The following is a 13854-nucleotide window of genomic DNA, read 5'->3' on the forward strand; positions in this document are numbered from 1 at the left end:
AATTAGTGATCGTTTTATTTGTTAAAGGTGATGTTTGCACCAATCGTGTATACCCGGGGCTGCGGATAGTAACCGCCGTCCCAACCTGCCTGAAGTGGGTTCCAAGAACCAATTTCAGGGTCCATACCCACATATTTTGTTATGGTAAATACATTGGTAACTGTAGCATATACCCGGATTGAATGCACGTATATTTTTGATAAGATATTTTCCGGCAGGTGATAACCTAGGGTGATGTTCTTACATTTCAGGAATGAACCATCCTGTATATACAGGTTAGATGAACGAGTGTTATCGTTGGTGACATCATTTCTCAGGCTGAAGATTGTTGTCTTTGGGTTAATGACATACACATTGTTTATATCAGATGCCGAGCCATTGGGGTCGACTAGACCTAAACGCGCGTAACCTAAGGTGGATGAAAAATAGGCGGTGCTGGCTATCGGGTTGGTTTGCTGGATAGACATCTGATTGAATATCTTATTGCCGTAATCGCCGCTAAAGAAAATATTCAGATCAAAATTTTTGTAGAAAAATGAGTTGCTGATACCATATTGAAATTTCGGGATCGGCGAACCTAAAAACGTTTGGTCCCTTGAATCGATAATACCATCGCCGTTCAAGTCTTTAAACATGCGGTCGCCGTACCAGATACCCCCGCCTGCGGAAGAAATTGGATATGGTTTACCGGATTGATCAACAGGTAATGCGTGTGTTTGAAAATCCTGCGGTTTTGCAAACACGCCATCGAAAATATAACCATAGAATTCACCGATGGGCTGGCCTACCACTGTTTTTTCAACGATTTCGTTGTTGGTATAAGATTTTTGGGTTAAGCTGGCATCGGCCCCCCCGTTGCCTAAACTGAGCACTTTATTAACGTTTCGGGATATGGTAAATCCACTTTTCCAGGTGAAATTCTTACTGGCAATATTTGTAGAACTGATCTGCAGGTCAAACCCAGTATTACGCATAGAACCTACATTGGCATAAGGTGCCGCCATGGACCCTGGAGAAAAACCGGTGGACGAACCTGAATACATCGGAAGCGGTTCCGCTAACAAAAGTCCCTTTGTCTCGCGGTCATAAACATCTAACGAAAAACTTAGGCGTCCATTAAAAAACGTACCATCAAGCCCGGCATCGTAATAATCTGTTTTTTCCCAGGTCACATTAGGGTTAGGCAAATTGCTTTGGAACTGCGCTATCCCCGACAAACCATTAGCCTCTGTTGTAAGCTGCGTCACATAAGTATTGCCTGGTATGTTTTGGTTGTTGGTAAGCCCGTACCCGATTCTTAATTTCAATTCATTGATAGCTTTTACATTTCTTAGAAGTGCTTCGTTATTGATCTTCCAGGCAAATGCGCCTGAATAAGTGATACTCCAGCGATTATTTGCCGGAAAGCTTGAAGAACCATCGTCGCGTATGTTACCAGTGATCAGGTATTTATCAGCCCAGGAAAAATTGACACGGCCGAAATAGGATTCCAATGAACTACCAGGTCCATAACTACCTGAGTTTGTAGCCGAGGTCGGATCGCCGGCACTAATCGCCTGTACATTGTTCGAAGGGAAATTTGTTCGGCCGGCGCCAACATTTTCGGACCAGCTCGACTGCGATTCATGCCCTGCTAAAACATTCAGATTAAATTTTTTGAAAGAATGATTGTAGGTTAAAAAGTTGCGCAATACCGTATAAATGTTTTGCGAACTATTTGAGCTGCCACTATTGACACCATTAATAACTTTGCCAAAAGTGTAGGTGGGCGTAAAATTATCCGCTGTGCCAAAGTCGAAATTACCCGATACTTCGGTCCGGAATGACAAGTCTTTGGTAAATTGAATTTCGGCATAGGCGTTGCCGAACGCTTGGTTTCTCGTTGCAACGTTTGTTGAAAGTTGGGCGATGGCCACTGGATTTACAATGCCCGGCACCCAACCATCTGTGGTTGTCACCCCGCCCCACGAGCCATCCGGGTTCCGTACGGGAACATCGGGCGTCAGGCTTAGCGCCGAGCTTATTATACCATCAGCGGAAGTATTTTGGTTTTGATTAATGTGTGCCAATTGAAGGCTGGTTCCCACTTTTAGCCATTTAGTGGTTTTATTGTCCAGGTTTAGCCGAACAGAGTATCTTTTGAAATCAGACCCAAGCGCTATCCCTTGCTGATCGAAATAAGAGCCCGCGAGTAAATATTGGGTTTTGTCATCACCACCGCTTACGGTTACAGTGTGGCTATTCATCGGCGCTCTTCGAAATAATTCACTTTGCCAATCGGTGCCCGCACCTAAATATTGCGGATTGGCAAACTCAGGCCTTGCACCAAAGCCCCAAACCACCGCCCGGGCATCCATGAAGGTAGCATACTGCTGCAGGTTCATAGTAGGGAGTTTCTTTGGTATTTCCTGGTCACCGGCATAGAAATCGTAGCTTACTGTTGGCGCGCCGGCCTTGCCTCTTTTTGTAGTGATCACAACAACTCCATTGGTGGCCTGCGAACCATATATCGCGGTCGCCGATGCATCTTTCAAAACATCTATCGATTCTATATCAGCAGGATTGATAGCATTTAACGGGTTACCGCCATTGCCAGGGTCGCTGACAGGAGGGATAATAACGCCGTCTATTACATATAATGGCGAGTTAGAACCTGTTATTGATGATATACCACGTATTTGAATAGATACTCCACCACCCGGCTGACCCGATATTTGCTGCACCACAACACCTGCAACTTTTCCTTGCAGAGCCTGATCAAAAGTAGTTGGTAGCGTCTGGCGCAGATCGTCTCCCTTTATCGAACTTATAGATCCTGTAACATCTTTTCTTTTTGTTTTGGCGTAACCTGTAACTACCACCTCATTTAAGCTGGTATTTGTGAAAACTAGTTTTACATTAATACTATTATTGTTTTTAACAGGTATTTCCTGCGTCGCATAACTCAGAAAACTGAACAGCAGCACATCAGTGGGTTTTGCGTTAATAGCATAGTCGCCGTTAACGTCACTTACTGTGGCTACCCGGGTTCCTTTTACTTTTACAGTTGCTCCTGGTACCGGGCGGCCGTCGTCCGCTGCAGTTATCTTACCGGTAATACGTTGAGTCTGTGCATAACCTGAAGAACAAATAAACATTGTCAAGATTATGAGACAGAACCCGGATCTGATCTTTCGCGCTGATTGTCGTCTCATCTTTTAATTAATTAGGGTGGTAGTAAAAATTGGTTTCATAATTATTGGTTTAATCTTAGTTTCTATTATTGCTCTTGACGATCACGCCATAATTTCGTTGGATACTTGGTGCGTATTCTGAGAAATTATGCCCGATGAAAAGGGGCACTGAGCCTTAAAAAATCAGATAAAAATTATTGGTTTATATGGGGTACAGGATTCAGTATACTAGCCAACTGAACATCAGGCTATTGAAACCTAGTTTCCAAAAGATGAAGCTATTGTAGCTGATGGAGAAGAAATCGCAGAGTTGATAATGATAATCGTACAAATGTTAATCAAGTCTTAACAATCTGAATATCAATTACTTAAAATAAAATACCAAGATAATATAAGCACAAAAGAGCGAAGGTTGATAGCATAAATGATAACATGGCAGAAAAAGGGGACATATTTTCAACGCCAGCCGCTTTGGTTTGGGGTAAGTTATTACAGGTCAGTGAGTCAGGTCACTTACGGGGGATGCATTTTTGCGGATCTCCGCAATGTATTCCGACGGTAGTAATTTGAATTCTTCTTTAAAAGTTCTTGTAAAATAGGTGGGCGAGTTAAAACCGACTTCATAAGAGACCATAGCAATCGTCATTTGACCACTGGCTAGTAGTTGTGCAGCCCGCTTCATTTTAACCGACCTGATAAATTCTAAAGGAGATTTCCCGGTCAGGGTCAATAGTTTTTTGTATAGCGACACCCGGCTCATGGCCATTTCGCGGCTCAATTCTTCAACCGATAAACGGTCGTTCGACATGTTTTTTTCTATATAATCAACCACATTTCTCAAAAGCTTCTCATCTTCGGATGCGACCTCAACGTTTTCCAATTGAACATCCAATTGCTTTTTATAGGTACGCTTAAATGTGTCCTGCAAAATCAAAAGGTTTTTGATTTTCGAAAGCAATATCTCAAAATTGAAGGGTTTGGTCATGTAGTCGGTAGCACCAAATCCCAGGCCTTTTACCTGGTCTTCCTCACCACTAAGTGCCGTAAGCAATATCACTGGTATATGCGATGTCCTCGAATCATTTTTTAGCTTTTTGCATAAATCGATACCATTCATTTCGGGCATGCTGATATCGCTAACTATTAATGCCGGATGAATGGCCAACGCTTTTTGCCATCCGTCCTTTCCGTTGGCCGCTTCAACAATCTGGAAATGCTCTTTCAGATTCTCTTTCAGGTAGAATCTGAAATCCTCGTTGTCTTCCACCAGCAACACAAGTGATTTTTTATTTTTTTCAAGATACGTGCCGCTGTCACGTTTTATTGCCGAAACTGTTTCGATAGCCGGAGCAGGCGCAGTGATCAACTCCGACAAGCTCAAATCCTCTGATTTTACAGGTATGCTCACAATAAAACAACTACCATTCCCGGGTTCGCTTTCTACGGTTATCTCGCCATGGTGGAGATTAACAAATTCTTTTGTTATCGACAGCCCGATTCCACTGCCCTGGTTGATCAGCGAGTCTGGAACTTCATTTTGGAAGAAGCAGTCAAATATCTTATTATGTTTCTCCTTTTCTATCCCTATTCCGGTGTCAATAATCCGAATTTCAAGCCAATTATTTTCAGGGTCATCATGATCGGCGGTTACCGTAAGGCATATGCTGACATGGCCGCCCGGCGGTGTAAATTTGAAAGCATTAGACAGCAGGTTAAAGATGATTCGTTCAATCTTATCGTAGTCAAAATTGGTAACGAGGCTATCAATATCTGTATCAAACAGGAAGCTGATATTCTTTTTTTCGGCAAGATCGGCAAACGAATAAGAAGCATCTTTAATGAATTGGATTATGTCCCCCGGCTGCGGGCTAAGCTGTAACTCATTTACTTCCATTTTCCGGAAATCCAACAATTGATTGACAAGATTTAGCAGGCGTTTTGCGTTACGTTTAATGAGTTCGGCTTGCGTTCTTTGATCTTTGTCGGAAGCCTGGCTGATCATTTTATCCACCGGCGCCATAATTAGCGATAACGGCGTACGGAATTCATGGCTCACGTTAGTAAGGAACTTGATCTTCATCATATCCAGTTCCTGTATCCGCTTGGCCTCTTTCCTTTCCTCTTCAATTGCGAACCGCATCTTCAGTTTTTCAATCCCCTTGCGCCTGATGAAATATAGCACGCCAAAAATAACCAGCACATATACCAGGTAAGCAACGGGCGACTTATAAAACGGCGGCAGTACACGGATGCTGAGGGTAGCTTCCGAAACCGGGCGAACGCCCAAAGGCATGATCGCCCTCACCTTAAAGGTATAGTCGCCCGCATCGAGATTGGTATAGGTCGCCCTGCGCGAATTGTTGTCTGCAGCAATCCATTGCTTATCGAAACCCTGCAGTTTATATTGGTAACTTACCTTTTCCGGGTTTACAAAGTTCAAGGCTGCAAATTCAATGGTAAACATATTCTCGGCGTGCCGGAGTGTTATCGACTTTGTATCAAGTATTGATTTTTCCAGAACTACATAGCCATCGAGGCTTTGTTTAGGCTGAACAGGACTGTTGAAAACCAAAAAATTGGTCAAAACGATGGCTTGGGGCCCGGAGCCAGCCCGGATATCAACCGGGTTAAATAAATTGAATCCGTTTGCCCCTCCGAAAATGAGTTCACCCTGCCTTGTTTTCATCGAAGAATACCTGTTAAATTCACGCCCTTGCAAGCCATCGCCTTCATCAAAATTTTTAAAGCGCAGGTTAAGGTTGTCGCCATCACCGGAGACAATAATATTGCACAAGCCATTAGCTGTACTAATCCACATGTTGCCATGATTATCCTCCAGCACATCCTGCGTATTGTTGTCCGGCAACCCGTCGCTCTTATGCAGATTTCTGAACTTTTTTGTTTTGGGATTGAAGATACTGACACCGTCGCGCGTTGTAATCCAGAATAAATGGCGCGAATCTTCAATGAGCCCGGAAATATTATTGTTTACAACTCCGTTCGTTGGGTTACCCAGCCGGACGTAGGAAATAAACTTAGATTGGCGAGTTAAAATGTTTAGCCCATAAGCAGTTCCTATCCATATATTGCCTGCCTTATCTTCTGCAAGTTTTGAAATATAGTTTATGGTCAGCCCGCCGCCTGCTGTATAATGTTTGAACCTGCCTGATTCGGGATCGAACGAATCGAGGCCGCCGCCTATAGTTCCAATCCACAAATGGTGGGAAGAATCTTCTATGATGTCGGATATGCGGTTATCTGCAACTGATTCCGGCGAACTATTATGCTTGAAATGCCTGAACGTGTGTCCGTCAAAGCAGTCCATGCCACCAAAGTAGGTGCCAATCCACAATCTTTTTTTATGGTCTATGCAAAGGCTGACAACGACGTTATTCGACAAGCTGTTAGGGTCAGCAGGATTGTTGACGAAGCTTTTATAAGTGCCGGCTTTGCGATCATAGTAAATCAATCCGCTACCATTTGTCCCGATCCATAAATTACCAAGATCGTCTTCCACAAACCGGTTAACATCATCGTAAGGAAGGCTGCGGGGATCCGAAGCAAAATGTTTAATCAGTGGAAATTTAATAATATCGGGATGATAATAACTTATGCCCTTCTTATAAGTGCCGATCCAAACAATGCCGTCGCTCGCTTTATAAAGGCATGTTATACTGTTTTGGGCCAGGCTTTTGGAATCGCCTTCCCGGGTTAAAAGACTTTGTACTTTAAAATTATTTTTGTCGATAATGTTTATTCCGCCATGGTCAGTACCGATCCAAATAAGGTTTTTATTATCCTGTAACACTCCCATCACAATGTCCGAGGACAGGTGCCCGCCGGCCGAGGCGCTGGTGATATTTTTTATAGTCCCTTTTTTTACATCGTAATAAAACACACCGTTTGGGCTCCCCTCTTCGAACACCCACAAATCACCGTCATGGTCAGCAAACACATGGTAATTGGCGTTACCCCTCGGGCGCAACTTGTTAAGGGCATATACGCGGTTAGTAACCACACAGGTATTCTCATCTATATTATCAAGCACACCATTTTGGTAAGCCACCCACAGGCTACCTCCGGGACTTTCAGCAACGCCCGTTATTTTATCCGAATACAAAGATTTATTGTCTTTTGCGTTGTGCCTCAGGTGTATAGCCTTTTGACCCCCTGGCCTGTATTTATAAATACCATAAGAATCATCTACGAACCAAAAGTTTCCCCATCTATCCTTTTTTATATCCCAGACATTTTTGTCAGGGATACCTATATCGTTTAGCTGCTTCTCGGCATCGTGTTCAAACCGGTCTTCTGCAGGGTTATAAACATTAAACCCCGCCATTGTTGCGATCCAAAGCTTTCCTGACGGCCCTTCGAATATCCCGGTTATATCATCATCGCTGAGCCCTGTGGTATCGTTCGAGCGTTTGAATACCTTAAATGTATAGCCATCATACCGGTTTAGGCCCGACCCAGTCCCGATCCACATAAAGCCTTTACTGTCTTTATAAAAGCAGTTAATACCGTTGTTAGAAAGCCCATCTGCTATATTTAGTCGTGAAAACTGGTAATGGATATTCTGTGCATACAATACGCCGACAGCCAGAAAGCAATAGAAAACAATTAGGGAAAATTTTCTAAACATCACACTAACCTCAAATCATTCAAAACCTAATGATTAACTAATTTAAACATAAATGTAGATAATATCACCGGCAACTTTTGAACGTGTGCCATCAATTGCCGGCCCGGTTATCAATTTGTTCCACAAATAAGCGAATCCAGGGCCTGTTTATCAAATACTGTGTTTGTCTGCCTGTTAAAAACACCGAAGGAGTTATTGCCAAGACGGCCTTCGTCCCAATAAAAAGGTACTAAGCCATCTGCTTTAGCCTGTTTTACAAAATACTTAAGATAATGGGCGCGTGCGTTCAAATGACGATTTAAAGCATCTCCAACCAGCGATGAACGTCTGATCGCTCCAAATTCTCCAATAATAACAGGGACTCCTTCATCAATAAATTTGGCTTTTATGTCTTTAGCTGCCCGGTCTATTTCAGATTCTTCGCCCCAGGTAGCATTGTGGGCAATATCAGCCGACGAGTGATACCCAAGTCCCCAATAATAAAATTGATTTCCCCATTTCTCATCCTGGGTCATCAGTGCAAATTGGTATGGTGTATAGGAATGTACCTCTAACATTAACCTGTTTTTGGCCTGGTCTTCCGGCATTTTCGTCATCAGGTGCAGGGTCTTATCAAAATCAGTCGACGGACCCTGGATCACCAGCGTCCGATACGCGTTCTTACCCCCAGTCGAACGAACAGCATCGATAAATGTTTGATGGTATGAAAGCAGGACATCCATTTGAACAGGACTGGCTACCGCCGGCTCATTGGCGCTTGCAAAAATTAAATGCTCATCAAAATCGCGCAGGTAAGTAGCTATTTGTTCCCAGTATGCTTTTTGTTTTGCATTCACTGCTGCTTTTTTTTCAGGCGTGCAGTTATTCTCGAGCCAGCCGCCATCCCAATGGATATTGAGAATAACGTACATGTCATTATCAATACAATATTTAACTACCTCCTTCACGCGGTTTAACCAGGCAGCTTTTATTTTCGCGGTAGACTGATTTGCATATTGGTCCCACGAGCAGGGTATCCGTACTGCATTAAAGCCGCTTTTTTTTATTTCTTTAATAAGGGCGTCTGTAACTTTTGGGTTTCCCCAGGCTGTCTCACCGCCTGTCGCTTCCAGCGTATTTCCGATATTCCAGCCTATAGTCATTCTTGCTGCAAGTTGGGCAGCAGTACTATTCATTCCAACAGTATCAGGCTTTGCAGGCAAAACGTTATAGTTTGGATAACCTTTACCTGCAGAGATAGACGACCTGTGAACCGCCAACGCTGTTCTTTTGTGACAAGACGCGAAAGCAATAAACAGCAGCAAATGAATCCCGAAATTCAGGTTCCCTTTTATTTTCATTAAGAATTTAAGCGTTATAATTGATTGCTGCTAAACTACCTCCGTGCAGTTTAATCGGATATATCAAATGTTTAAGATTAGGGTTACGAATGTTAAATAACCTGCTTATAAGCTTAATCGCCTGATAATAACCCCCAAAAAAAGCGTTCCAGATACCGTTCCGGAACGCACATCAAGTTTAAAATACCCTGCTACTTATTTTTCGCTTATTACTCCTGCAAAGCCGCCCCTGGGCGGGCATTGAATGTGAAGTATATCTGTTTTCTTCACAATAGTGGTTTCACTTGTAACAGACTTTGCATCTTCTCCATCTTTAAATATTTGGAAAGAATAATCTGAGTTGCCTAAAAAGGAAAGACTAAGATTGAGTGTTTGCAATATATCTTTCCCATTAAGCCCGGCAACATACCATAGTTTGCCTTTTCTTCGAGCAATAACAACCATTTGGCCAGGATAGCCGTCTATCAGTTTTGTTTCATCCCATGTTGTAGGAAATGCCATTAGAAACTTACGCGGTGCGTCAGCTAAACCGTAATAGGCAGAGGGCCTGTCTGCAAAATGCTGTAATCCGGATTCAAATACCACAGCCAAAGCCAGCTCGTGGGCAAAGGACGTTTTATGTTCGTGCTGCGAATTGGAAAAAGTTACCGGTGTATAGTCCATAGGACCCACTATATTCCGCGTAAACGGCAAGGTCGTGTTATGTGAAGCAGCCATGTCAGTTAAGATGCCGGCGTTATTATACCACTCCGCACCGTATACAGCTTCGGTACTCATCAAATTGGGGTAAGTACGCGCCCAGCCGCGGGGTATAGTAGCTCCGTGAAAATTTACCAGCAGCTTATGTTTTGCTGCGTCTTCCAGGATATCCATATAATATTTCATCATCTCCTGCTGGTCTCCTCCGAAAAAATCGACCTTGATGCCCGATACGCCAATATCATTCAGCCATGAAAACTCCTTTTCCCTTTTCTCATGTGTTAACAGCCTGTCTGCAGGAGTCGGATCGAGCCAATCGGTACCCGAATTGTACCATAAGAGCGCTTTGATGCCTTTTTTCCTGGCATAATTTACTGCATCCTTTACAGTTCCGCCATTTGACATTACATCCCATTCCCAGTCTATAAGTACATAGGGCCATTTCATTTTCGCTGCCAGGTCGATGTATTCTACCACCTTCTGATAGTCCTTTGAGCCGTGGTTATTTGCCCAGTACACCCAGGCCACGCTTCCAGGCTCAATCCATTTCGTGTCAGTAAAAGTAGCGGGCTCACTTACGTCGGTAACCAGTGTACTTTCTACCAGGTCAGCTAATGCGCCAACCATCATCACATGCCATGGCGATTTCCATGGCAGACTGGAAACTGCTCCTCCATTCCAGTTTTTCGTTGCAGAGGGATAAGTAACCTTATACAGATTTGTGCCTTGCTTGTAACTAAGCCTGGCCGCACAATTTTGCCGGGTTATATCTGCCTCTGAAATTAGCACCCATATCGGATGGTCATTAACCTTATACAAAGCAGGGAATGCCCATTCACCTGCTTTTTTTTCTTCGCTTGAACCGGTATTAAGCACATAAAACTTTTCGTAAGATTTATCATAGGATTGCATCCATCTCGATGTACCCTGAGGTATTATATAACCTGTTGCTTCATCTGTAATTGACAAACTGGAATCAGAGTGATTGGGGAAAGCGTACCTGAACGCAATCCCATCATTATAAACCCTGAAAGTGATATTAAGTGGTTGTTTTGAGGAATTTTGATAGCTAAATGTTTTTTCGGTGCCAAAATCTTCACAAAGTCTCCGCTTTCCAATGAGCATTTCATATTTGTCGTGAACCGCGACAGGCTTGCCCTCTTCAACAAGTTTGAGATTTGATACAAATTCCTGGTCGGCCCTTACAATGCCTAATGGCGAAGCTGGCAGCGCTTCAACATAAGTTCCATTACTTTTATACAGCACTTTAAAACAAGCCTGGCCCAACCCTTTTTGGCCTGCCGGCTGCATTTCAACAACTACCTTAATTTTTTTATTAGGGGATAAAATTTCTTGCGCATAACCCATGAGACCCAAAAAAAGGCCCAGCACTAACAAAAGATGTTTCATATATTTTATTCTGTTGCTTTGATATTTAGAGTTCCAGCCGATAACCTATCTGAACTAACCGTCAATTTAATATCACCCGCACTGTGAGTGCTTTTTATTACAACCAGGGCTCGTCCGTGCCATGCTTTACGCGTATTTCCTGTATAAGAGTCGGTGTCTGTCATGTCAGCATTTGCTACTCCTGCAATTGTACCGGGTCCGTCAATGTCAAAATGCAGGCGATTTGCAGCATTGGGTTGAAATAGACCATCCTTGTCTGTTATCTCAATAGTAACATAAGACAAATCCTGCCCGTCCGCTGTTATCTCTTTTCGATCAGCGGTTAGCTGGATTTTTGCAGGATTGCCGGAGGTTTTCAAAATAGTGGATTCAATTTCCTTATTATTATCCACCCCTACGGCTTTGAGCTGCCCCGGCGAATAAGGCACCGCAAATTCAGCTTTATACCCCTGCTTATTAGTTGTTGGCTTCTCGTCAATGAATTTGTCGTTGAGATAAAGTCTAACCCTGGGATACTTTGAATAAATTTCTACCTGCATGTTCTTACCGATGCTTGCCGGCCATGTCCAACTTTCCCATGTTGGCCACACCGCCCACCACGTTGTCTTAATATCTAAAGAATCCGGTTTAGGTTCACGAACGGCCATATAAAGCTTTTCGGAGTCGTTATACAGCAAATTGCGATAATGCGAGATTGGTTTTCTCCATCCTATTAGATCAATATCGCCGCAGTACGCGCCATGCCATGGAAACAAGTCATGCTCCCAATGCTCCCCTGGTGTGTCACCCGAATAGTACCAACGGCCTATGCCCGATTCTCCAAGATAATCCGCAGCTGTCCAAACAAAATCTCCGATGATATAATTGTGATTCTGAACCAATTCCCAATTGATAAAAGCGTCCTTAGGATAGGACTCCGTTTGAACGATCACCCGCGAAGGAACTCTTTGATGGTCCGAAGGGGCGCTCGACAAATGATAATTATAACCGCCAATGTCATGCGCAGCCATCAAGGGGTCAAGGTTAGCCCAGTCGTCTTCGTTGGTTTGCACGATAGCAGATGTAACCGGGCGCGATGTATCTATTTGCCTGACAGCATTCACAAGCATTTTGGCAGTTTCAACAGCCTGCGAACTTCCCCGCTCTACTATTTCATTGCCAATACTCCATATAATAATTGAAGGATGATTACGATCACGTAAAATCATCGCATCTAAATCTCGCCTCCACCAATGTTCGAAATACTGCGCATAATCATATTTCTTTTTCCCTGCTCTCCAACAATCAAATGCTTCATCCATAACTAATAACCCCAATCTATCGCAGGCATTTAAAAAAGCCTCCGAGGGTGGGTTATGTGAAGTTCTCACCGCGTTAAATCCTGCTTTTTTAAGTAACTCCACCTTACGTTCTTCCGCACGGTCAAAAGCCGCGGCGCCCAGGCATCCATTATCGTGGTGCATGCACCCACCGTTGATCTTTATTTGTTTTCCATTAAGCTGGAAGCCCTTTTCAGCCGTAAATTTTATCGAACGCACCCCAAAGTTTGTTTTAGTCTCATCAATGATGTTTTTATTTTGGGATAATTGTATTTGTGCCTGGTATAACCGGGGTGTTTCCGGCGACCATAGCTGCGGGTCTGTTATCGCTATAGTTTGCTCTATTTCCTTCTGGCTATTAGCAGCCACTTCGACGTTTATTTGGCTACTCCCTGCATCTTTAGCGTTTGCATCCAGTAGCCGGGTGCTAAGAACAATCCTTTGAGGCGAACCGGTTTCATTTTTTATCGATGTTTTAATTTGAACAGTTGCTTTTCTCGAAGTTACGTCCGGGTTATTGATGGCAACACCCCACTGAGCAACGTGGACAGCGTCGGTAACTATCATTCGAACATGGCGATAGATACCGGAACCACTGTACCACCGGCTATTCACCTGTTGCGAATTGTCCACCCTTACCGTTATTACATTTTCCCCATTAAAATCTAAATAAGAGGAAAGATCATAGCTAAACGATGAATAACCATAGGGATAAATTCCAAGCGATTTTCCATTGATAAAAACTTCTGAGTTCATATAAACTCCTTCAAAATATATGGAAACTTTTTTGCCTTTCCATTCATCTGGAACCTTGAATGATTTCCTGTACCAGCCAATACCTGCAGGAAAGTACCCTCCTTCACCCCCGGTTGGATTTTTAGGGCTTATTTCCCCTTCAATGCTCCAGTCATGCGGCAAATCCAACATACGCCATTTGCAGTCGTCGAAGGCAGGCTTTTCTGCGCTTGTGACACTGTCCTTTGTAAACCGCCAGCCGGTATCGAAAGATATTGAGCGACGAGAAGCGTTCTGAGCACCGGCCGTGTTAGCGTCTGCGACAGCAACAGTGAGAATTATGGCAATAATAAATTTGTAAAAGGATTTCATTTTGACCTAATAGCAATTGAACAAGTTAATGGTTGATATAATCAAAAGTACACCGCGTTAATGCGGCCGCGTTTATATTGGTGGTACGGGCAAAGCTACCATTACGGTAATGAAAGCTATATTATTGAATGTTTCTGATTATGGTATGAATGTTAATCTTA

At 43.3% G+C, this 13854-nt stretch carries 5 protein-coding genes; all 5 read right to left on the reverse strand.

All coding sequences use genetic code 11. The features are described from left to right. Positions 1-14 precede the first annotated feature (14 nt). The 5 genes from FRZ54_RS02885 to FRZ54_RS02905 all read right to left on the reverse strand — a co-directional run bounded on the left by FRZ54_RS02885 (position 15) and on the right by FRZ54_RS02905 (position 13693). A complete protein-coding gene (locus FRZ54_RS02885) occupies positions 15-3137 on the reverse strand; it encodes a SusC/RagA family TonB-linked outer membrane protein (RefSeq protein ID WP_228462607.1) in 3123 nt (1040 codons plus the stop codon). A gap of 532 nt (positions 3138-3669) precedes the next feature. After that, complete coding sequence (locus FRZ54_RS02890; RefSeq protein ID WP_147030152.1) at positions 3670-7818, reverse strand: hybrid sensor histidine kinase/response regulator transcription factor; 4149 nt, start codon at positions 7816-7818, stop codon at positions 3670-3672. Positions 7819-7928: 110 nt separating this feature from the next. Then, positions 7929-9158 (reverse strand): glycoside hydrolase family 5 protein, encoded by a 1230-nt coding sequence (locus FRZ54_RS02895; RefSeq protein ID WP_187359730.1) that lies wholly within the window; start codon positions 9156-9158, stop codon positions 7929-7931. A 195-nt stretch (positions 9159-9353) separates the two neighbouring features. Beyond that, the gene (locus FRZ54_RS02900; RefSeq protein ID WP_147030153.1) at positions 9354-11267 is read right to left on the reverse strand and encodes a glycoside hydrolase family 97 protein; all 1914 of its coding nucleotides are present in this window, start codon (positions 11265-11267) and stop codon (positions 9354-9356) included. Between the two features lie 5 nt (positions 11268-11272). After that, complete coding sequence (locus FRZ54_RS02905) at positions 11273-13693, reverse strand: glycoside hydrolase family 2 TIM barrel-domain containing protein (RefSeq protein WP_147030154.1); 2421 nt, start codon at positions 13691-13693, stop codon at positions 11273-11275. Positions 13694-13854: the final 161 nt, after the last annotated feature.

This window comes from Mucilaginibacter ginsenosidivorans (assembly GCF_007971025.1).
GTDB classification, from domain to species: domain Bacteria; phylum Bacteroidota; class Bacteroidia; order Sphingobacteriales; family Sphingobacteriaceae; genus Mucilaginibacter; species Mucilaginibacter ginsenosidivorans.